This window comes from Nocardia fusca NBRC 14340 (assembly GCF_001618425.1).
Classification (GTDB): domain Bacteria; phylum Actinomycetota; class Actinomycetes; order Mycobacteriales; family Mycobacteriaceae; genus Nocardia; species Nocardia fusca.
Map to the genome: position 1 here is coordinate 1 of NZ_BDCU01000048.1, position 22,033 is coordinate 22,033.

Consider the following 22,033-nt stretch of genomic DNA (forward strand, 5'->3'; position numbering starts at 1 on the left):
GTTCGGCGATCTCCTGCGGTTCCACCTTCACCGAGATGAAATCCCGGGGGGCACCGTCGGGATCGGTGACGTAGTAGTTGGTGCGCAGGGTGGCGCGGATCAGGCCGAGGATGGCCCGCAGAATGCGATCCGCGTCCAGGCTCACGACCTGATCGATCCGTTCGTGCAGGCGCTCTTCGAGCTCGGCGGCCTGTTCGGTGGAGTGGCTGTCCGGATCGAACCGGGCGGTGAACAACTGCGCGAACAGTTTCGCCGCATCGGGGTAGGTGTGCAGAACCCGGGCGATATTGACCTGGCTGTACGGGAAACCGGCCTGCTGCAGGTACTTCGCATAGGTCCGCAGCACGGCGACCGCCCGCCAGGACAGTCCGGCCCGCAGCACCAGTTCGTTCAGGCCGTCGGCTTCGGCCCGGCCGTACCAGAGCGCGTCGAAAGCGTCGGTGAACCGGTCGCGCACCCGGTCGGCGGCGACCTTGCCCTTGGGCGCCGCGAGCGTATCGGGCGCCACCTCCAGCAGTTCGGCGTCGAGGTCCTGGTCGAGTGCGCCGTCCAGCAGTTCGTGGCTCGCCAGCAGGCCGAAATCGTAGATCCAGCGTTCCTCGGCGTCGTGGCCGTCGCGTTCCCGCCTGATCCGGTACGGGCGTTCGTCGAGCACCTCGACCCCGAGGCTTTGCAGCACCGGAAGTACCTGGCTGAGCGAGATTCCGGAGCCGCCGATGTACAGGGTGAAGCGCCAGGAGCCGGCGGGGGCGCCGGCCACCCGGTACAGGTGCTGATCGATACTTCCCGGACGCAACCGCTCCAGGCGATCGATATCGGCCAGCGCGCGCCGGGCGCTGAAATCCTGTTTGTAGCCTTCGGGGAACGCTTCGCAGTAGCGACGCACGATCTGCGGATCGAGTACCGTCGACGCGTTCACGGCGTCGTTGAGATGGTCGTCCCAGGTGCGGCTCGCCTCGGCGAGCAGGTTCTGGATCCGCCGCCGTTCGTCCTCGGAGATCTCCTCGGCAGCGCCCACCGGTTCCGTGGTGTCGGCGCCCGGCATCCTGATGGTGAAGTAGACGCTGGCGAGTTCGCTTTCGCTCACCCGGGCGGAGTAGTCGATGGATGCGCCGCCGAGCTCCCGGACCAGGATGTCCTGCATTTCCAGGCGGACAGCGGTGGTGTAGCGGTCACGGGGCAGGTACACCATGGCGGCGACGAACCGGCCGTAGGGATCGACCCGCAGGAACAACCGCACCTGCCGCCGCAAACCGACATTGAGTACCGCGGTGGCCGTCCGGCGCAGGGTCGCGGCGTCGGAGGAGAACAGTTCGGTGCGCGGGAAGCCCTGCATCACTTCGAGCATGGCCTGGCCGGAGAAGGAGTCGAGGTCGAACCCGCTGTCCTTGATGGCGGCGCGCACCCGCTGCCCCACCACCGGTATGTCCAGGACGTTCTCGTGCAAAGCGGTGACCGTGAAGACACCGACGAACAGGTGCTCACCCCGGACCTCGCCCGCGCTGTCCAGATCGGCGACGCCGATGTAGTACGGGTACACCGCGCGCTGCATGGTCACCGGGATCAGTCCCTGGGTCATCCGCAGCAGCGGCCGGGCACCCGCGGTGATCGGGACCTGGAAACCCGTCGCGGTGCCCGGGTGCAGCACGCCCAGTTCGGAATCGGCGACCGGGGCCGGCAGTTCCGCACCCGGCTCGAGCCGGTAGCGCGCGTATCCGAGCATGGTGAAGTTGTCGTCGGCCAGCCACCGCAGCAGGCGCGCGCAGTCGGCGGGTTCGATATCGGCATCGGCCGCGGAATCACCGGCCTGTTCCAGCCGGGTCGCCAATTCGTCGACGATGGCGTGGATCGCCTCGGTATCGCTGCTCACCTGCCGCACATCGTTGATGACGTCCGGTACTGCGGCGGCGATCTCGTCGAGCAGCTGGGCGCTCGTCGCCGGGTGGAGTTGCAGGTGGATCCAGGATTCGCGACCGTCCCCGGTGCCGTTGCGCCGGAGGGCGGCCTCGTGCAGGCGAGCCGCGGTGAGGGTGCCGCCGGAATCGCGTTCCACCGTGAAGATGGGGTGGATGACTTCGCTGATGGTGCCGCCCATCCGGCCGAATAGTGCCGTCACCGAATCGACCAGCATGGGCATATCGTCGGTGACGATCTGTACCGCGGCGCCCAGCCCGGACCCGTCGTCGGGATGGTGGACCCGGACCAGGCCCTGACCCGGTTGCCGGGTCAGGGCCAGTGTCAGATGAGCACGGAAGGTCAGGGTCGGTGCGGTGATCTCACAATCGGCGTCGTCGGTCTCGACATGCCGGAAATAGCCGTCCTCCAAGGTGCCGAGATCGGCGCGTAGTGTGTCCGGCAGCTCGGCAGCCCATGCCTCGCTGGACAATTCGGACGAGACCGTCATTTCCCACTCCCTTGAATCCGGTATTTTTCTCGGACACACCGACACCGACCCCGAGGGTAGACCCGAAGCCGGGCAGCGGGAAAAGTCTCGCGGCGTTACCCGCGGGTCAGCTTGCGATGTGTCACTCGATGCGGCCGTGCGGCTTCCGGGCCGAGGCGCTCGATCTTGTTGGCCTCGTAGGCTTCGAAGTTGCCCTCGAACCAGAACCATTTGGCCTCGTTGTCGGCATCACCTTCCCAAGCGAGGATATGCGTACAGGTGCGGTCCAGGAACCACCTGTCGTGGGAAATGACCACGGCACAGCCCGGGAACTGCTCCAATGCGTTCTCCAGGGACCCCAGGGTCTCGACGTCGAGGTCGTTGGTGGGCTCGTCGAGCAGGATCAGGTTGCCACCCTGCTTCAGGGTGAGCGCCAGATTCAACCGGTTGCGTTCACCACCGGAGAGCACCCCGGCCGGCTTCTGCTGGTCCGGGCCCTTGAACCCGAAGGCACTGACATAGGCCCGCGAGGGCATCTCCTGCTGGCCCACCTCGATGTAGTCGAGCCCGTCCGAAACCACCTGCCATACGGTCTTGTTGGGGTCGATACCGGCGCGGGACTGGTCGACATAGCTCAGCTTGACGGTATCGCCGACCTTCACCGTGCCGCTATCCGGCTGCTCCAGACCCACGATGGTCTTGAAGAGCGTGGTCTTACCGACACCGTTGGGCCCGATGACGCCCACGATGCCGTTACGCGGCAGGGTGAACGACAGATCCTTGATCAGCTGCCGATCGCCGAAGCCCTTGTCCAGGTGCTCCACCTCGACCACCACACTGCCCAGTCGCGGACCTGCCGGAATCTGGAGCTCCTCGAAGTCCAGCTTCCGCATCTTCTCCGCCTCGGCGGCCATCTCCTCGTAGCGGCCCAGACGCGCCTTGTTCTTCGCCTGGCGCGCCTTGGCGCCCGACCGGACCCAGGCGAGTTCGTCCCTGAGCCGCTTCTGCAGCTTCTGATCCTTCTTGCCCTGGACCGCGAGCCGCTCGGCCTTCTTCTCCAGATAGGTGGAGTAGTTGCCCTCGTAGCCGATGGCCCGGCCACGGTCGAGCTCGAGAATCCAGCCGGCGACATTGTCCAGGAAGTACCGGTCGTGGGTGACCGCCAGGACCGCGCCCGGGTACTGCCCGAGGAACTGTTCGAGCCAGAGCACGCTCTCGGCATCGAGATGGTTGGTCGGCTCGTCGAGCAGCAGCAGGTCGGGTTTGCTGAGCAGCAGTTTGCACAGGGCCACCCGGCGGCGCTCACCACCGGAGAGGTTGGTCACCGGCTCGTCCGGCGGCGGGCAGCGCAGCGCGTCCATCGCCTGCTCCAGCTGGGAGTCCAGGTCCCAGGCATCGGCGTGGTCGAGGTCCTCCTGCAGCTTGCCCATTTCGTCCATGAGCTCGTCGGAGTAATCGGTGGCCATGAGCTCGGCGATCTCGTTGAACCGGTCGAGTTTGACCTTGATCTCGCCGAGCCCCTCCTCGACATTGCCGCGGACGGTCTTCTCCTCGTTCAGCGGCGGTTCCTGCTGCAGGATCCCGACCGTGGCGCCCGGCGCGATAAAGGCCTCGCCGTTGTTCGGCTGGTCCAATCCGGCCATGATCTTCAGCACGCTGGATTTACCGGCGCCGTTCGGACCGACAACGCCGATCTTGGCGCCGGGAAGGAAGTTCAAGGTGACATCGTCGAGCACGACCTTGTCGCCGTGCGCCTTACGAACCTTCTTCATTTGGTAGATGAACTCAGCCATAGCGATCACCCTATCCGTCAAACATCGGTGCGGTTTCACACGTCGGCGTTCACGGGCTCCTCGTCGCGCGCCGACTGCTCCACCATCGGATCTTTCAGTTCCCCCGCCGCCCCGGTTTCGGCAGTCGCAGCGCCGGGACCGGCGGATATATTCCCGGTCGTGGCCGGATGTCCGGTCCGTCGGCGCTCCACCCGGGCGGTGCAGCGGGTGAGGTCCGGCCCCAGGGTATGCGCTCGCATCTCCAGATCGCGACGCTGGGCGCCCTCCCGGGTGTGGTACTCATTCGATCGCAGCTGCCCCTGCACGATCACCGGATCACCCCGATGGATCGACGCGTCCACCCCGGCCACCAACCGCCGCCAGCAGCTCACCGTGAGAAAAAGCGTCCCGTTGTCCACCCATTCACCGGTTTCGCGATCCAGCCGCCGCGCGGTACTTGCCAACCGGAAGCTGAGCATCTGCTCGCCGCTGGGCAGTTCTCGTCGCACCGGCTCGGTCACCACCGTACCGACCACGGTCGCCACTGCTTCGTACATTTCCACCCCTCCGTTCGCCCGGTGCTTCCGGGGACGTACTCATGGTCACCGGCCCGACGGGGCCATGGGGGGCGCGAATCGAATCTGTGCACAACTTTCGCGCGACCGCGCACTTGTGGAAAGAGCGGGCCGCCGGATTCAGCGGCCCGCGGCCGTCATGGCGGCGGCGATATCCCGCCGCGAACGTACGCCGAGCTTGGCCAGAATGCTCGACACATGCGATTGGACAGTGCGTCGCGACAGGAACATCTGCGCCGCGATATCGGCGTTCGAGGAGCCGTCGGCCACCTGGACGGCCACGGATCGTTCGGTCTCGGTCAGCGACGCCCAGCCCGTTTTCGGGCGATTGCGTGGGCCCCGCACGCCCCGGCGGATTCCGTAACGCCGGATCCGGGCCACCGCACGGGCGGTATCCCACGAAGCGCCCAGCCGGGTGTACAGCCGGACGGCGGATTCGAGCGCCTCCCGCGCCTCGGCCCCGCGACCGCCCGCGGCCAGCACGATCGCCGCATCCTCGTAGGCCTGGGCTTCGTAGAGCGGCCAATCGCAGTGCGCGAACTCCCGCGCGGCGGCGAAGAGCGTGTCGGGGTCGCGATCGGCCAGCCCGCGGCACAGCTGCGCGATACCCGAGCGGGCGGCGGTCCACTGCTTGGCCACGAGTTCGTCGGCCGCCGTCCGCGCGCCGTGCAGCGCCTCCGTATCGCCGGCGTCGAAGGCCAGGCGGGCTATATCGGGAAGGATGTAGTGCAGGGTCGAGGCGCTCATACCCCCGTCGAGCTTCGCGTGGGTCTCGACGAGCAACCGCAGGGCCGGTTCCGGGTTGCCCCGGGTTTCGTGTACCAAGGCGGTGACCCACGGTTGCATGTACCCGTATCCGGCGGTACCCAAGCGGTCGTCCGCGACGAGCGCCTCTCCGGGTGGCAGCGCGCCCCGGTGTATCCCGATCAGCGCCATCACGCTGTGGGCGACCGGCGCGTAACCGAGCACATCGGCCGTCTCCAGGCACGCCCGGCACTCCGCGATCGCCTCGTCCCAGCGCCCGTTCAGCAGGAACAATCGCGCTTTGGCCATCAGGTTCGGGGCCAGGTAGACCCCGTGCATCCGGCGGTTGTGGCCGATGGCGGTCTGCAGGGCCTCCACGGCCGCGGCCGGGCGGTCGAGCTCGATCAGGCAGTGCGCGTACAACACGTACGGATCGATCTGGTCGGATCCGGCGCCGTCCTGCAACACCGTGAGCGACTCGGTACTGATCTCCAGCGCTTCGTCGAGATATCCCTGGGTGTAGCGCACGGCGCCGAGGGCCATCAGCCCGTACCCCGTGGCCAGGGAGTTGCCCGACTGCCGTCCCAGCGCGACCGCCTGCCACGCGGCCTGCTCGGCCTCGGCGAACCGTTCGAGGAAGAAATTGTCCAGCGCGCACAGGCCCAGGAAACGCGCCGCGTCGGCGTCGCCGAGATCCAGCGTGTTCAGCGCGGTCTCGGCCACTTCGACGGCCTCGGCCAACCGTCCCTGGGCATGACATACATGGGCCAGCAACCAGCGCAGACCCGGGTCGTCGGCATGCTCGGGCCGATGCCGCAACGCCACTCGCAACGTGGCCTCGGCCTGGTCGGTCCGGCCGTTCCACAGCAGCGCGCGGGTCCGCATCCGGATCAGAGCGGCGCGGGTCGCCGTGTCGAGGCCGGCCGTATCGACTATGCGGGTCAGCAGGCGCATCGCCAGTTCCGGGGCGCGCACGATCAGCGCGTCGGCTACCGAGAGCAGCCATTGCAGACTCGCCGGCTCGAGTTCCCGGCCGCCGATCGACAGGTAGTAGGCGACCCGTTCTATCGGTGCACCCGTGGTCTGCAGCACGCGCCCGGCCCGGCGCAGCAGATCCGAGCGTAGGGAGGCGGGTAATCGCTCCGCCAGCACGTGCCGGATCAGATCGTGGCGGAAGACGAGCTCGGAATCGACCATGGTGAGCAGTCCGGCGTCCGTTGCCTCGGTCACCGCGCTCCACACTTCCATGATGTGGCCGTCCAGCACCGCGGCGAGTTCCACGACATCGACCTTCGGGCCCAGTGCCGCGGCCATGGGCAACAGGTCGCGGGTCGGCCGCGACAGCGATTCGGCCCGGCGCCAGATCGCCTCGGCCAGGGAGCCGACCGGCTGCGGAGCAAAGCCGGTCGTGGGCTTCGCGTCGCCGGCGTCCAGCAGTGAGGCGGCCACCAGCTCCGTGATGTGCAGCGGATGCCCGTACGCTCCGGCGACCTGCCGCAGCAGCGCCGGCGGCGGCACCGCACCGACCATTTCCCGGACCATGGTTGTCGTCGCCGCGTCGGGCAGCGCGCCCAGCCGGATGGTGGAGGCGGCGCAGGTGGTCAATGTGGCGGTCAGCACCGCGAAGGCCGGGTCAGAGGTGAAGGGGCGGGCCGACAGCACCAGTACCAGCGGCAACCGATCGGCGAGCGTGCACAGCCGGTGCAGCACGGCCAGACTGGAGCGGTCGGCCCAGTGGACGTCGTCGAGCAGCAAGGCCACGGGTTGCTCCGCGCACCAGCCGCGGATCTGTTCGAGCAGGAGTTCGGCGAGGGCGAATTCGTGCGTGGCCGCGGCGTCTCCGGCCTGGTCCGCACCGTCGAGCAGGGTCCGGATCGGATCGGCATCGGCGGGTGGATCCCCGGTGACGAGCCAGCCGGCCAACGCCGCGAACGGGACATCCTGCTGGAGCTCTCTCGCGCGACTCGTCCGCACCTGCAACCCCAGCTCGGCGAACTGCCGGGCGGCGGCACCGAGCAGCGTGGTTTTGCCGATACCGGCTTCGCCTTCCACCAGGACCACGGCACCGCGCCCCGCGAGCGCGGTACGCCCGCACGAGACCAGAGCCGCGACCTCGGCGTCGCGACCGACGAACACTGTCGCGAGAGATTGCTGCACTCGCATCAGTCTAAGCACCCGGACCACGGCATGCATGGACCTACTACCGGCGGAGACTGTGATATCCCTCCACAGGACCGGCGGAGAGCGGACAACTCGGAGATAGGTGGCCGCCGCCGTACATTCGCGTACGGCCGCGCGACAACAGCAGATCCGGGCGTCGAAAACGTTCGGGCGCCGCCGGACTCGGCACTCCCGGCGTCTCGTCCCCGCCCATGATGACAACCGTCCGCCGAAAGATGGCTAGGCGCTGCGCCCGCGAGGTGGTCGAGCGGCGAACCGACGCCGATCAGCGTGTCAGAGCACCGGGAGTTCGGTGTTGGCACCGCACAGCACCACCACCGGCCGCTCGCCCTCCCGCGGTACATAGACACCACTGAGTATCGCCGCCAGGGCCACCGCGCCGGAGAGTTCGACGACGATCCGGAACTCCCGCCACAGATAGTCCCGGGCGTCGGTGATCGCGTCGTCGGTCACCAGCGCGGACCGCACACCGTAGCGCCGGGTCACATCGAGAGCGATCTCGCCGATCCGCGAGGCGCCCAGGGCATCGGCGGTGATACTGGACACCTCCACGTCGACCGGCTTGCCGGCGGCCAGCGCGGAATTCAGCGTCGGGATCCCCTCCGGTTCCACGCCCACGATCTCGCGGCGGCGCCCGCCGGCGGCGGCGATTCCGCCGATCAACCCACCGCCGCCGACCGCGACCAGGATCGGCGGCCGCCCACGGACCTGCTCCTCGATCTCCAGTTCGATCACGCCGGCCCCGGCGACCACCGCGGGCAGATCGTAGGCGTGCAACTGCAACGCCCCGCGTTCGGCGGTGATCTCGCAGGCGTGCTCGTAGGCCTCGGCATAGGTGGTTCCGTGCCAGCGCACCTCGGCGCCGTGCGACCACATGGCGGCGACCTTGGTGTGCGGCGCCGATTCCGGGACCACCACCGTGCAGGTCTTGCCCATCCCGGCCGCCGCCAGCGCCGCGGCGATCCCCGCGTTGCCGCCCGAGGCGATCACCACATGTTCGGGACACACTCGTTCCGACAGCAGCGCGTTGTAACTGCCGCGCACCTTGAAGGTGCCACCGTGCTGCAGATACTCGAGCTTCAGGGTGACCGGGACGGGACCGCCGGGCCCTGGTACGGCGGTGTGGAAGACCGGGGTCTTGCGAATGCGCCCGGTCAGTCGCCGACGCGCCGCCCGCACATCCGACCGGTAGATACGCCGGAGCGGTGGCACAGGTGTCAGCGGGATTCTCTGCTCGGTCATCTACCTACTTGCCCGATCTCGCTTGGCCAATTGGGCGAACATGGCATTGTGCGCGGCGAGTTCCGCGTCGTCGTCGCGTTCCGCGGCGCGGTCGGTGCGCCGGGCCAGCCGCGCGTCACTGCGCGACCACTGGATCAGCAGCGCCAGCATGACCACGACCAGCGGTACCTCACCGGTGGCCCACGCCAGACTGCCCCCGGTGCGCTGATCACCCAGCAGGTCGATAGGCCAGCCGAGGTCGAGGCTCCGATAGAACCAGCCGGCCAGCACCGTGCTCATTCCCATCAACACGACCCCGAAGAAGGCGTGGAAGGGCAGCGAACCGAACACCATGGCCAATCTGGTCAGGGGCTCCACCCGGCGTGGTTTCGGGTCTATCCCGATCACGACCCAGTAGAAGAGATAGCCACTGAGCAGGAAATGCAGGTTCATCAGCAGATGCGCGGTATGGGAATCGGCGTAGGCATCGAAGATCCCGCCCAGGTACAGCGCGTAGAAACCGGCCACGAACAGCACCGAGGCCACGATCGGCCGGGTGAGGAATCGGGAGACCGGGTTGTGTACGGCCGCCAGAATCCATTCCCGGGGGCCCGGGGCGCCGTCCCGACCCGCCGGCGGCAGGGCGCGCAACGCGAGCGTCACCACGCCACCGAGGGCCAGCAGGATCGGGGTCAGCATCGACAGCGCCATATGTGCGCCCATGTGCACGCTGAACATGGCGGGCGCGTACCGGCCGACCCCCGATGAGGTCGTGAACAGCAACACCGCGCAGCCGAGCAGCCAGGCGGCGGTCCGGCCGACCGGCCAGACGTCACCGCGCGCCCGCAACCGCCGGACGCCCAGCAGATAGAGCACCGCCAGCACGATGGCGAGCGTGCCGAAGATCAGGTCGAACCGCCAGTCGAAGAGCAGCCGCGCCACCGTGGGCGGGCCGTCCAGGTTGTAGCCGAGTTCGACCTCCATCGGGGTGGGCACGCTCGTCGGCGCCGGCGGCGGAGTCCGGCCCAGCCCCACCGCCAGGCCCATGGTCGCGGCGAAGACGAGCAGTTCCACACTCGCGAAACGGGCGAGTGCGCGCCGGTCGTCCTGGTCGGCGGCCAGCGCCGGAAGCGCCGCGCGCCGCTGGAACCAGCCGAAGACGCCGAGAATCACCAGTGCGGCGGCCTTGGCCAGCACCAACCGGCCGTAGGTGCTGGTGAACAGCTCGTCCCAGGGCACCCGCACCCACGAGTTGGCCAGGCCGCTGCCGGCCAGCACCACGAAGGACACCAGTGCCACCGCGGAGAAACGCCGGGCGGCCAGGGCCGTATGGGTGCCGTCCCGCAGCGCGTGGACCAGCAGCGCGCCGAGGCCGCCGACCCAGACCGCCGCGGCGATCAGATGCAGGATCAAACTGTTGGTGGCCACATCGTGGGCGCCACCGGACGCGGAATGCCCGGTCAGCGCCAGCGGCATCATCACCGCGACCGACGCGCCGAACAACACCGGCATCCAGCCCCAGCGCAGGGCCAGCCGGCAGCCGATCGCCAGCAGCAGAGCACCGATCGCGGTGAGCCGCCAGGTACCGGCGAGTTCGATCTCATCGGCGACCCCCCACAGATCCTGGGGTGCCAGGATCTCGGTAACCGGCCGGCCGGTGCTGTCGGAGACGGTCAGCGGTACCAGCAGCGCGGCGCTCACCGCCCAGGCCACCGCCAGGCCCGAGGCCCGCCGCACCGCGCGGTAACCCCCCGTGTCGAGCAGACCGCCACGCTGCGGCGGCACCAGGAAGGCCGCGAAGAGCAGCGACCCCACCGTGAAGGCTGCGAAGAGATCGGCCAACGCCCGGAGCGCGGGCAAACCGTAGGTCGTCAGCGGACCGGGATCGGGAATACCCAGCAGACTCAGCGCCTGGGCGGCCGACAACCCCACCACCAGCATCGATACCAACGCGGCGAGCGCCGCGGCGAACACGGTCAGCACCGCCGGCACGACCGCCGAGCCACTGGGCCGACCGGCCTTCGTAGCGGGTTCGGCGGCGGGAGCCTGGGCTGACGACATAGGTTCGAGAGTAGTTCGACGGGCACCGTTCAGCCCGCCGGGGCTGTTTCCGGGCAGCCCAAATCAGACGATCCGGTCGATCGCTACACTTTTCAGCTGGACAGCGCGGCCGTTGTCCGCCATGGTGGAACCACTGCCTCCGTAGCTCAGTTGGATAGAGCAAGGGCCTTCTAATCCCTAGGTCGCAGGTTCGATTCCTGCCGGGGGCGCTCCACCCACCCGACTGAGCTGTTCGAGCCAGTCGGAGTGGGTGTACCCCCTCCGACGAGCGCCAAACACACAATCCCGGTATGGCGAAACCTCCGCCGGCAGTGCTCCAGGCGTGGCTCCGCCTTCGCCACGGCCCTGCCGCGGGCTGCGGGCGGGCTACGCTCGGCAGCGCCCTCTAGGGTGTCGGGAATGGGTTTGCCTTCGCCTACCGCCGAGAGCCGCGCCGTAGTCACCGGCGCTTCGTCCGGAATCGGAACCGCACTGGCCGCCGAACTGGCCCGCCGGGGTCATTCGCTCATCCTGGTCGCGCGCCGCGGTGAGATCCTCGACGCCCTGGCCGACCGGCTGACCCGGGAGCACGGCATCACCGCCGAAGTCCGCGCCGTCGATCTCGCCGATCGGACGCAGCGGGCTCCGCTCGCCGAGGAACTCGCGGGCCGCGACATCTCGATCTTGTGCAACAACGCGGGTATCGCGACGTTCGGACCCCTGTCCACCCTCGATCCCGCCTACGAACGCGACCAGCTGGAGTTGAACGCCGTCGCCGTGCACGACCTGACCCTGGCGGTACTCCCCACGATGCTGGCACGTCGGGCCGGGGGGATCCTGGTGAGCGGTTCGGCGGCCGGGAACATGCCCATCCCCAACAACGCCACCTATGCGGCGAGCAAAGCCTTCGCCAACACCTTCGCCGAATCCCTGCGGGGGGAGCTGAAAGGTTCCGGGGTGCACATCACCCTGCTCGCCCCGGGCCCGGTGCGTACCGAGACCCCCGATCCCGCCGACGCCTCCCTGGTCGACCGGATGGTCCCGGATTTCCTGTGGGTGTCCTCGGAGTACACGGCCCGGATCTCGATCGACGCGCTGGCCCGCAACAAGATGCGGGTGGTACCCGGCCTGATCGGGAAGGGTATGAGCGCCGCCGGCAACTACGGGCCCAGAGCGGTCACCGCCCCGATCGCGGGCGCGTTCTACAAGAAGCTCGGCGGCTGACCGCGGCCCGTTCGGAGACTTCCCATACGGAGCGGGTGGCGATTGCGCTCGGCGGGTGGCGGCGCTGATTAGGGTGGTGCGGGTGTCGGACAAATTAGTGGTGTGGATGGATTGCGAGATGACCGGGCTCGACCTGGTCACCGACAAACTGATCGAGGTGGCCGCCCTGGTGACCGACAGCGATCTGAACGTTCTCGGTGACGGGGTGGATATCGTCATCCACGCCGACGACGAGGCACTCGCGTCGATGCCCGAGGTGGTCGCCGAGATGCACGCCCGGTCCGGTCTCACCGAAGAGGTAAGGCGCTCCACGGTCACCCTCGCCGAGGCAGAGCGGCAGGTACTCGACTATGTGAAGCAGTACGCGCCCACCGCCCGGATGGTGCCCCTGGCCGGTAACTCCATCGCCACCGATCGTGGTTTCATCGCCCGGGACATGCCCGAGCTGGACGCGCACCTGCACTATCGGATGATCGACGTCAGCTCGATCAAGGAACTGTGCCGTCGCTGGTACCCGCGGATCTATTTCGGCCAGCCCGAGAAGGGTCTGGCCCACCGCGCGCTCGCCGATATCCAGGAATCCATCCGGGAACTCGAGTACTACCGGCGCACCGCCTTCGTCCCCGCGCCGGGCCCTTCCACGGCAGAGATCTCCGCGATCGCCGCCGAGGTCAGCGCCGGTCCCGCGGGTGGAACCGGTGGCGGCACGCCCGGCCCGGCATAGCGCCCGGCGACCGGCACACCGATAACCGATTGGCTTGCGGAGGGGTGGACGCGCTACTATCTAGGCCGCCGGTGCAAACCGGCGATGGTGAGTGTAGTTCAGTTGGTAGAGCACCAGGTTGTGATCCTGGCTGTCGCGGGTTCGAGTCCCGTCACTCACCCTGGAAAGCCCGAGGGCCCACTGGGTCCTCGGGCTTTTTCATTCGGCAGGCAGCGGTCTCAGACCTCGGGCTTGCTCGTATCGACCGCGGGTGGGTCCGCCACCTCGTCGCGGGCGCCCTGATCCAAGCGGAAGGGCGGGTATTCGTCGCGTAGCAGCGAGCCGTAGACCTGCACCCGCAGGATCCACCGGTTGATCCCCATCACGAAATCGAACAGCCCCTGGGAATAGCGTGCCGCGAACAGCAGCCCGACCAGCGCGACGAAGGTCAGCACGCCGATCAGCGGGATTCCCGCGGCACTGGCCGTGGTGTCGGCGTCGTCGAAGTCGACCAGCCAGGCGGCACCGGTCATACCGCCGATGATCAGATAGTGCGGAATGGCGAGCAGCCACCATTTCACCAGGACCAGCCCGCGATGCAGCGTCGGTGGATAGTCGATGTCCAGATCCGCCGCGTAGTCGTCGTCGCGGGCCAGGGAGAACGGCGGATATCTGTCGGTGCCGGCCGGTGTCCAGGCGTAGAAACTGACACGCCACGACCACCGCATGACCCCGACGCTGTAGTCGAACAGGGCCCGAGGGTATCTGCCGGTGAACAGGATCGCGAAGAACGCGATCACGGTGACCACGGCATAACCGATGTGCAGGAAGAACAGGACTATGTAGTGCGGAATGGCGAGAAGCCATTTGACGATCCACATCCAGCGCGACAGCGCGGGGTCCAGATCGCCGCGAACTCGGACCGGGTAACCGGCGGGAGCAGGCATTGTGATCAACGCTCCTTCAAGGGTGCTGGCCCGGCCGACCCAACCGGCTCGGCCGCCCCTCAATTGTGAGCTATCACACACGTTTTCGTATTCATCCCGCCGTACCGACACGGCATCGAGATCAACCGGCCGCTCGACCGGCCTGCTCTTCGGTGCCCGGCGCGGCCTACCTGACCGGCGTCTTGTCGAATCCGTCCAGCGCGGCCAGGCGCGGCAGCGCGCCTGGATGCTGGTCGTTCAGCCAGCTGATCAGTTCCTCGCGGACGGCGCAGCGCAGCGACCACACCGCGTCCGAATCACGCCCGGTCATCGACGCCCGGACCTCGATACCGGTGGGTGTGCTGTCGGTGACCAGGAGGTTCCAGCTGCGGCCGTCCCAATCGGGATGCTCGCTCAGGTATTCGTAGAGATGTTCCCGAAGCTCTGCCACCGGGGTGCTGTGGTCCAGGTAGAGGAATACGGTGCCGGTCATCTGCGGGCCGCCACGCGACCAGTTCTCGTATGGCTTGCTGTTGAAGTACGAGACCGGCATGGTGAGCCGGCGGTCGTCCCAGATCCGGACGGTGAGGAAGGACAGGGTGATCTCCTCGACGGTGCCCATCTCGCCCTCGACCACGACCGTGTCGCCGATCTTCACCGAATCACCGAACGCGATCTGCAGGCCCGCCATGAGGTTGCTGAGCGTGGATTGAGCCGCCACACCCGCGATGATGCCGATGATGCCGGCGGAGGCGAGCAGCGAGGTGCCCAGCACGCGCAGCCCGGGGAACATGACCAGCATGGCGATCGCCGCCGTCGCGACCGCGAGCAGCGCGGTTGTGATCCGGCGGATCAGCGTGAACTGGGTGTTCAGCTGGCGTACCCGGCGAGGGTCGCGGGCCCGGCGAGAGTAGCTGTTCAGCAGCCCGTCGGCCACCGCGTCGACTATCCGGACCACCAGCCAGACCGCCGACATGGTGACCATGGAGGCCAGGACGCTGAGGATCACCGTGTCCTGGCGCAGATTCAGGTCGGCCAGCGGATAGGTGATCCGCAGTGCGGCGAAGCCGAGGAACAACTGCAGCGGTAATTGGATGCGCCGCAGCAAACCCGGAATGGCGGTCTTCGGATGCCGGGCCGACCAGTATCGGAGGCCACGGTCGATCGCCCAGCCGAGGGCGATCGTCACGGCAAGCGTGCCCCCGAATACGATCAACAGCCGTATCACGTTCTCCACTGCGCCCACTCCTTGTTACCCATCGCTCGTTCAGATCCCCCGAACAAGGCTACAGTTCGATAACGGCGGATCACCACCAGTCACGGGGATCTCACGGAGGGGCCGACATCTATTGCGGTGTATTCCCCTGCGAGTAAAGCCGGATCTCGCCGGCGTCGCCGAGGAACGCGTTGACCAGCATCACCTGATCGGCCCGGAGTTCGGCCGGGTCGGGCGCGGTGGTGGTGATGGAGATCTGCGGGATGGCCGCCCAGTTCACGACATAGCGTTCCGGCGGCCCGGCGTCGTCGGACAACCGTGCCAGCCGGAAGACCGAGACGGTTTTGCGTTCCATCAGGTCGCGCACCATCTCCGCGATCCGCTCGGGATCCTCCAGCGCGAAAAGGAAACCGAAGGTCAGCTCCGGGGAGGAGATATAGGCGGGCACGAGCCGAGGTTAGCCCATGGATAACCGCTCGGTGTGACTTGTCCCACCGAGCGGTTCGCGGATTCGATCAGTGGCGTGTGCCGGAGGGATCGGTCTCGGCATCGACGATATCGGCGTCCAGTACGACGCCGGTCTCCTCCCGCGCCGGCGCAGTACCGGCCACATCCCGGCTCTCCCCCGGCTCACGCAGGTCGTCGTCCCCGCGCTCACCGGCCGCGGCATCACGCCGGGCCGCGGCGGCGGCCTCGTTCATCTCGATGGCGTCGGTGATCCATTCCCCGATCTCCCGGGTCACCTCCGAGACCGTGCCGGTGATGATGCTCGCGATATTGCCGACCCGGCGCGCCCCCGACGTGGTGAGCTCCTGGATGAGATCCTTGTTGGCCTCGAATTTGCCGATCATCACACGCCCGCTTCGGTAGGACTCTGCTGACGCATCACGATAACACCGGAACTGGGCTGTTTCCGCAGCACAGCGGGCAGGAAGCGGGCGATCCGGGACTCCGTCAACCGCGGCGGCAGCGCCAGCTGGAAGATCTTGGCCCACACCGAACCGATCTGCTTTCCCAGCGGCCCGGTGTTGTAGGGAAGCCCGAACTTCTCGCACAGCGCCCGCACCTCCGGCGCGATCTCCGGATACCGGTTGGCCGGCAGATCCGGGAACAGGTGGTGCTCGATCTGGTGCGACAGATTGCCGGACATGATGTGGAACAGCGGGCTGCCGGAGATATTGGCCGAGCCGAGCATCTGCCGGACATACCATTCGCCGCGCGTCTCCTCGGCGGTCTCCTCCTCGGAGAACGTCTGCACACCGGACGGGAAGTGGCCGCAGAAGATGATCGAGTACGCCCACAGGTTGCGCACCAGGTTCGCCGTCGCGTTCCCGGCGAGCGTGGACAGGAACAGCGGACCGGTCAGCAACGGGAAGGCCACGTAGTCCTTGAGGACCTGCCGGCCCGATTTACGCAGCTGCCCCTTGATCAGCGGTTTGAGGTCGGACCAGCTGCGCTTGCCCTTGATGATGTTGTCCGCCTCGAGGTCGTGCAGCATCACGCCCCATTCGAAGAAGACCATCAGCAGGAACGCGTAGAGCGGATTGCCCAGGTAGTACGGGTTCCAGTCCTGCTCCTCGTCGATCCGCAGCACGCCGTAGCCGATATCACGGTCACGACCGTGGATGTTGGTGTAGGTGTGGTGCATGTAGTTGTGCGAATGCTTCCACTGATCCGCCGGGCAGACGGTATCCCATTCGAAGACCCGCGAGTTCAGGCCCGGCTCACGCATCCAGTCGTACTGGCCGTGCATGACGTTGTGGCCGATCTCCATATTGTCGAGGATCTTCGACACGCTGAGCGCGGCCACGCCGGCCAGCCAGAACGGGGGCAGGAAGCCCAGGTACATCAGGCCGCGCCCGGCGATCTCGAATCCGCGCTGCGCCTTGATGATGTCGTAGATGTACTGGCGGTCGCGTTCGCCCAGATCGGCGACGATCCGGTCGCGCAGCGCGTCGAGGGTGCGGCCGATCTCCTCGACCTGATCGGGCGAGAGGACCAGCGGTCCGTCCTTGGTCTCGGTGAGGATGGTCATCTGTTTCTCCCCTTCGTCTCAGATGTCATATTTCGATGTCCACGTCGCCGACGGCGGCCTGGACGCAGAGTTGGATCGGCTGGTCGGGATCGGATTCCAGCTCCCCGGTGCGCAGGTTGCGGGTGCAGCCGCTGCGCCGGACCGAGGTGCAGGAGAAGCAGATGCCCATCCGGCAGCCGAATTCCGGGCTGAGGCCGGCGCCCTCGGCCTGCTCCAGCAGGGACGACCCGGTGTTCTCCGCGGTGATGCCGCTGGCGGAGAAGGTCGTTGCCCCTGTCACGTCCGCGCTGTCCACCGGCGCGGTGGTGGCGACGAACTCTTCGGTGTGCAGGCGTTCACTCAGGTTCTCGGCCGCGTAGACCGCCCGCACCGAGTCCATGAGCGGCGGAGGCCCGCACAGATAGGTCTGCGCGTCGGCGAACCACGGCGCCACCCGCACGAGTTCGTCGTGATCGAAACCCCGGCCATCCCGTTCCGGGTAGTGCAGCTCGACCGCGATATTCGGATGGGCGGCAGCGATTTCGGCGAGTTCCGCGCGATGGGGTACCAGTTCCGCCGAGCGCGCGTAGTGCAGGAAGACCACCTCACCGGAGTATTTCTCGTCCACGAGGGTGCGCAGCATGGACAGCACCGGCGTGATCCCGCTGCCACCGCTGATCAGCAGTACCCGCTCGGGCCGCCGGTCCGGGAGATGGAAGACCCCGGAAGCCGGTTCCAGATCCACGATCATCCCGGGGCGCGCGTGTTCGTGCAGATACCGCGACACCAGCCCGTGCGGATGCACCCGGAGGGTCAGGTCGAGGCGGCGGCGGCGATCGTGCTGGGAGTTCACCGGCGAATAGCAGCGCAGGTGACGGACTCCGTCGATCACCACGCCCAGCTGCAGGAACTGTCCCGCGCGCAGCCCGTCCCACTGCCGGGTCGGGCGCAGACCCAGCGAGATCGTTCCCGGAACCGAGCGGTCCACGTCGACGATGCGGGCGCGCATATCGCGGACGGTCAGCATCGGGCGTACCAGTTCCAGGTACCGGTCCACCGGATGCGGAGTGGTCAGGGTCTGCACCAGATCGAGGAGGGCCACCATGGGAGTTCTCCGTCCCTGTCTGTCGGTCATGTCACGAGGTTGAACTTATTTCGGTGTACGCCTGTACACTCAACCAGTGTGCCGGATACCCCGCCGGAACTGTCAACCAGTAATCGGTGTGACGCGGACGACAAGAGGGAGATGGGTGAATGGTGAACGGCTGTATGCTCACTGAAATGACCGATCAGGGAGCGAGCCGCGTCGAGCGCAAAGAGCGCACCCGGCAGGCCCTGCTCGTCGGCACGCTGGCATTGGCCGCGGAACGCGGTTTCGGGGCGCTGAGCCTGCGCGAGATCGCCCGCTCGGCCGGTATCGTCCCCACCGCCTTCTATCGGCATTTCGACTCCGTGGACGACCTCGGCGCCACCCTGGTGGACGAGGGCGTCCAGGCGCTGCGACTGGCGCTGCGGCAGCTACGCCGCACCCCCGATGCCCGACTCTCGCAAACGGTGCGGTTCGTCTTCGGTGAAGTCGCCCACAAGCGGGAGCTGTACGGCTTCCTGATCCGGGAGCAACGCGGCGGCAGCCCGGCGCTGCGGTCGGCCATCGCGCTCGAACTACAACTGATCGTGCGCGAGCTGGTGGCGGACCTGTCCCGCGTCCCGGCCCTGGACGACTGGTCCCCGGGTGATCTGGAGGTCGCCGCCGACCTGCTGGTGTCCACTGTGATCGACGGGATCGCCGACTATGTGGGCGCCACCGCGCGCGCGGAACAACCGGTGATCGACCGCACCATCCAGCAGGTCAGGCTCATCGCCCTCGGTATGGGCGCCTGGAAACCCTGAGCACACCCGCCGGGCCGTGCGTCAGACGACAGGTGCCTGCGCCGGCTCTTTGCTTCCCGGAGCCTCCGGAGCCGGTACGAACAGCAGGGCGGCGAGCCCGGCGGCCAGCACCACCAGCAGACCGCCGATACCGGCCCGGTCCGCCCCGAAACCCCAGACGAACAGGCCGAACAGGGTGGGTGCCAGGAACGAGGCGGCCCGCCCGGTCGTAGTGTAAAGACCGAACAGCTGCCCCTCCCGCCCGGGCGGTGTCAGCCGGGTGAGGAACGATCGCGCCGATGCCTGCGCCGGGCCGACGAACAGGGTCAGTGCCAGGCCGAAGATCCAGAACATCACGGCGCCCGACACCAGCAGCAGCACCGCACCGCACACCACCGCGGACAGCAGAGATACCGCGATCACCCGTTTCGGCCCGACCGTATCGTCGAACCGGCCGGCCACGACCGCTCCGAGCGCCGCGACGACATTGGCCGCGATACCGAAGAGCAGCACATCGGACTCGCTGATCCCGTAGACCTGCACGGCCAGCACCGCGCCGAATGCGAAGACACCGGCCAGGCCGTCCCGGAAGATCGCGCTGGCCAGCAGGAACCAGATGACGGTGCGATCGAGCGCCCACAGTTCTTTCAGGTCGCGCCACAGCACCCGGTAGGAGCCGAGCAATCCCGCGCTCGCCGCTCCGGGATCGGCCCGGGTTCGCGGCACCTCCGGCACCGCGAACAGCACCGGCAGCGCGAACACGCCGAACCAGACGGCGGCGAGCAGGACGACCAGCCGGATGTTCAGCCCGTCCTCGGTGCTCACCCCGAGCAGCCCCCGTTCCGGACCGTCGCCGACAATGAACCCGAAATAGCAGATCAGCAGTAGGAAGATGCCCCCGAAGTAACCCATGGCCCAACCGAATCCGGACACCCGGCCCAGCGTCGCGGGGGTGGAAACCTGACGCAGCATCGCGTTGTAGGGCACGGTCGCGAGCTCGAGGAACACCGACCCCAGCGCGAGCAGCACCAGCCCGAGCCACAGGTAGGAGTACTGGTCCCGGACGAAGAACATCGCCGCCGTCAGCACCACGACGACGGCGGTCATGATCCCGAGCGAACGTTTGCGGTTCGCGGTCGCGTCGAAACGCTGACCGGTGACCGGCGCGGTCAGCGCGACGAGAAGTCCGGCCAGCCCCAGCGCCCACCCCAGCCAGGCACTGGCGGAGACATCACCCGGCAGATCCTCGCCGACACTGTCGGTGAGGTACACCGCGAAGACGAAGGTGGTGATCACGGCGTGGAACGCGGCCGATCCCCAGTCCCACAGCCCCCATGCGACCATCTGCCCGCGCCCCGCCCGCGCGTCCACCTCGCTCATACCGCGCACCCTAATGGATCCACGGCGCACCGGCGGGACTACCGCGGACGGTCCGTTGACCGGTCCGGAGCCACGGTCGAAATACGGCGAGATAGCGGGTTGATCACGTCTGGGTCCGTCGAATGTACGGGCGTGGAGCGCAAACCCTATAGTCGGAGAATGTCTTTCGACTCGAAGTGCGCCATCAGGGACTCGAACCCCGAACCCGCTGATTAAGAGTCAGCTGCTCTGCCAATTGAGCTAATGGCGCGTGCTCCGCTGTGCGGTGCGGGACAGACATTAACAGGCTCGGGCCGCAGAAGTGAAATCGATATCCCGTCGGGCGGGTGTGAGCCGGCCGACACCGTAACGACCGGCGCCCGGAACCCTATGTGTAGGTGGGCCGGCGACGCCGGAAGTGATCGTGGCGGTTGGGATCACCTCGGCGCGGCTGGCAGAATGATGTACGTGGTCTCGACCGATCCCGCTGCCGTGGGTCGAGGTGAGCAGGTGATCGGTCGGATCCGAAGCCATCGGCGTGTAGCGGGTGCGCCGAGACTTGAAACGGGGTTGATATGCATATTGGTGATCGGCGCAGGCCGGTCCGTCGGCTTTTCGGACCGCTGGCGCTCGTCGCGCTGGTCGTACTGGCGCTGACCGGTTGTTCCTCGTCGGAGGCGGCGGACGGAACCGTCGCCATCGACCGCAACCCCCTCACGGAGCTCATCAAGCCCAAGCTCGTCGCCCCTGTCAAAGACGGGGACATCGGCGTCTCGCCGGCCGAGGGCATGAAGTTCGAGATCACCGACGGCCTGTTCACCGAGGTCGCCCTGCTCAACCCCGACGATCAGCCGGTGGCCGGGCAGCTGGCAGCCGACGGCCGCAGCTGGTCCACCACCGAACCCCTCGGGTACAGCAAGACCTACCGCCTGCAGGCCCGCGCCAACGGTCTGGGTGGCGCGTCGACCGCCGGTATGAGTTTCACCACAACCGCGCCCGGCAATGTCACCAAGCCGTATCTGGTGCCCGGCGAGGGTGAAGTGGTCGGCATCGGCCAGCCGGTGGCGGTCCAGTTCGACGAGAACATCCCCGATCGCAAGGCCGCGCAGGACGCCATCACCATCAAGACCGATCCGCCGGTCGAGGGCGCCTTCTACTGGGTGAACAACCGTGAGGTCCGGTGGCGGCCCGAACATTTCTGGACCCCGGGCACCAAGGTGACGATCGATGTGAACGTCTACGGCAAGGACCTGGGCAACGGGCTCTACGGCCAAGACGACATCCACTCGAACTTCGTCATCGGCGACGCGGTGGTCTTCAAGGCCGACGACAACACGAAGATGGTCACCGTCGAGAAAAACGGCCAGATCATCCGCACCATGCCGACTTCGATGGGTAAGGACGACACACCCACCAACAACGGGGTGTACATCCTGGCGGACCGGCACGAACACATCGTCATGGACTCCTCCACCTACGGTGTCGCGGTGAACTCACCCGACGGGTACCGCACCGACGTGGACTGGGCCACCCGGATGTCCTACAGCGGGATCTTCTTCCACTCGGCGCCGTGGTCGCTGGGCGCGCAGGGCAATACCAACACCAGCCACGGGTGCCTCAATCTCAGCCCCGAGGATGCCCAGTGGGTCTACAACACCGCCAAACGCGGTGATATCGCCATCGTGACGAATACGGTCGGCCCGGTCCTGTCCGGAACGGACGGGCTGGGTGACTGGAACATTCCGTGGCCGGAATGGAAAGCGGGCAACGCCTCGATGTGATGCTCGTAGGTGATAAGCCGGTGCC

The 22,033-nt window shown here is 67.3% G+C and carries 17 protein-coding genes and 3 tRNA genes; 6 read left to right on the forward strand and 14 right to left on the reverse strand.

From position 1 onward, the window contains the following. From NF4_RS28280 to NF4_RS28305, 6 genes are all read right to left on the reverse strand, one after another. Nucleotides 1-2,404 (reverse strand): NAD-glutamate dehydrogenase domain-containing protein (locus NF4_RS28280; protein WP_198165506.1); only part of this gene is annotated, 2,404 nt, incomplete at its 3' end. 95 nt (nucleotides 2,405-2,499) lie between these two features. Next, the gene (gene ettA / locus NF4_RS28285) at nucleotides 2,500-4,176 is read right to left on the reverse strand and encodes an energy-dependent translational throttle protein EttA (protein WP_063130437.1); all 1,677 of its coding nucleotides are present in this window, start codon (nucleotides 4,174-4,176) and stop codon (nucleotides 2,500-2,502) included. Between the two features lie 35 nt (nucleotides 4,177-4,211). Continuing rightward, the gene (locus NF4_RS28290) at nucleotides 4,212-4,712 is read right to left on the reverse strand and encodes a single-stranded DNA-binding protein (protein WP_063130438.1); all 501 of its coding nucleotides are present in this window, start codon (nucleotides 4,710-4,712) and stop codon (nucleotides 4,212-4,214) included. A gap of 138 nt (nucleotides 4,713-4,850) precedes the next feature. Continuing rightward, nucleotides 4,851-7,631, reverse strand: a complete 2,781-nt coding sequence (locus NF4_RS28295) for a helix-turn-helix transcriptional regulator (RefSeq protein ID WP_198165507.1) — start codon at nucleotides 7,629-7,631, stop codon at nucleotides 4,851-4,853. A 297-nt stretch (nucleotides 7,632-7,928) separates the two neighbouring features. Beyond that, nucleotides 7,929-8,897, reverse strand: a complete 969-nt coding sequence (locus NF4_RS28300; protein ID WP_063130440.1) for a threonine/serine dehydratase — start codon at nucleotides 8,895-8,897, stop codon at nucleotides 7,929-7,931. Beyond that, the gene (locus NF4_RS28305; protein WP_063130441.1) at nucleotides 8,898-10,937 is read right to left on the reverse strand and encodes a bifunctional copper resistance protein CopD/cytochrome c oxidase assembly protein; all 2,040 of its coding nucleotides are present in this window, start codon (nucleotides 10,935-10,937) and stop codon (nucleotides 8,898-8,900) included. Nucleotides 10,938-11,072: 135 nt separating this feature from the next. On the opposite strand from NF4_RS28305, the gene NF4_RS28310 reads away from it, so the two are divergent. The 4 genes from NF4_RS28310 to NF4_RS28325 all read left to right on the forward strand — a co-directional run bounded on the left by NF4_RS28310 (nucleotide 11,073) and on the right by NF4_RS28325 (nucleotide 13,024). Continuing rightward, nucleotides 11,073-11,146: transfer RNA gene (locus tag NF4_RS28310), tRNA-Arg, on the forward strand. A gap of 190 nt (nucleotides 11,147-11,336) precedes the next feature. Further along, nucleotides 11,337-12,140, forward strand: coding sequence for a mycolate reductase (cmrA, locus tag NF4_RS28315; RefSeq protein WP_063130442.1), 804 nt, complete (start codon nucleotides 11,337-11,339; stop codon nucleotides 12,138-12,140). A gap of 82 nt (nucleotides 12,141-12,222) precedes the next feature. Then, on the forward strand, nucleotides 12,223-12,864 hold the full coding sequence (gene orn, locus NF4_RS28320; RefSeq protein WP_063130509.1) for an oligoribonuclease: 642 nt from the start codon (nucleotides 12,223-12,225) through the stop codon (nucleotides 12,862-12,864). 87 nt (nucleotides 12,865-12,951) lie between these two features. After that, nucleotides 12,952-13,024, forward strand: a tRNA-His gene (locus tag NF4_RS28325). Nucleotides 13,025-13,082: 58 nt separating this feature from the next. Here NF4_RS28325 and NF4_RS28330 read toward each other — a convergent pair. From NF4_RS28330 to NF4_RS28355, 6 genes are all read right to left on the reverse strand, one after another. Continuing rightward, nucleotides 13,083-13,790 carry a DUF4389 domain-containing protein gene (locus NF4_RS28330; RefSeq protein WP_063130443.1) on the reverse strand — a complete coding sequence of 236 codons (708 nt, stop codon included), beginning with the start codon at nucleotides 13,788-13,790 and terminating at the stop codon, nucleotides 13,083-13,085. A gap of 166 nt (nucleotides 13,791-13,956) precedes the next feature. Continuing rightward, on the reverse strand, nucleotides 13,957-15,006 hold the full coding sequence (locus tag NF4_RS28335) for a mechanosensitive ion channel family protein (protein WP_063130444.1): 1,050 nt from the start codon (nucleotides 15,004-15,006) through the stop codon (nucleotides 13,957-13,959). A gap of 109 nt (nucleotides 15,007-15,115) precedes the next feature. Continuing rightward, nucleotides 15,116-15,433, reverse strand: coding sequence for a hypothetical protein (locus NF4_RS28340; protein WP_063130445.1), 318 nt, complete (start codon nucleotides 15,431-15,433; stop codon nucleotides 15,116-15,118). A gap of 67 nt (nucleotides 15,434-15,500) precedes the next feature. After that, nucleotides 15,501-15,836: a hypothetical protein gene (locus tag NF4_RS39535; RefSeq protein WP_063130446.1), complete on the reverse strand. Its 336-nt coding sequence runs from the start codon at nucleotides 15,834-15,836 to the stop codon at nucleotides 15,501-15,503. Further along, nucleotides 15,836-17,020 (reverse strand): fatty acid desaturase family protein, encoded by a 1,185-nt coding sequence (locus NF4_RS28350; RefSeq protein WP_063130447.1) that lies wholly within the window; start codon nucleotides 17,018-17,020, stop codon nucleotides 15,836-15,838. The genes NF4_RS39535 and NF4_RS28350 overlap by 1 nt, the downstream gene beginning before the upstream one ends. A 25-nt stretch (nucleotides 17,021-17,045) precedes the next feature. Beyond that, nucleotides 17,046-18,104: a ferredoxin reductase gene (locus NF4_RS28355; protein WP_084533547.1), complete on the reverse strand. Its 1,059-nt coding sequence runs from the start codon at nucleotides 18,102-18,104 to the stop codon at nucleotides 17,046-17,048. A gap of 176 nt (nucleotides 18,105-18,280) precedes the next feature. Between NF4_RS28355 and NF4_RS28360 the strand changes: the two genes are divergently transcribed. Beyond that, a complete protein-coding gene (locus NF4_RS28360; RefSeq protein WP_063130510.1) occupies nucleotides 18,281-18,889 on the forward strand; it encodes a TetR family transcriptional regulator in 609 nt (202 codons plus the stop codon). 21 nt (nucleotides 18,890-18,910) lie between these two features. On the opposite strand, the gene NF4_RS28365 is transcribed toward NF4_RS28360, so the two are convergent. Together NF4_RS28365 and NF4_RS28370 are read right to left on the reverse strand one after the other, a co-directional pair. Next, nucleotides 18,911-20,248, reverse strand: coding sequence for an MFS transporter (locus NF4_RS28365; RefSeq protein ID WP_063130449.1), 1,338 nt, complete (start codon nucleotides 20,246-20,248; stop codon nucleotides 18,911-18,913). 177 nt (nucleotides 20,249-20,425) lie between these two features. Beyond that, nucleotides 20,426-20,498: transfer RNA gene (locus NF4_RS28370), tRNA-Lys, on the reverse strand. A gap of 304 nt (nucleotides 20,499-20,802) precedes the next feature. Between NF4_RS28370 and NF4_RS28375 the strand changes: the two genes are divergently transcribed. Then, a complete protein-coding gene (locus NF4_RS28375; RefSeq protein ID WP_063130450.1) occupies nucleotides 20,803-22,008 on the forward strand; it encodes a L,D-transpeptidase in 1,206 nt (401 codons plus the stop codon). Nucleotides 22,009-22,033: the final 25 nt, after the last annotated feature.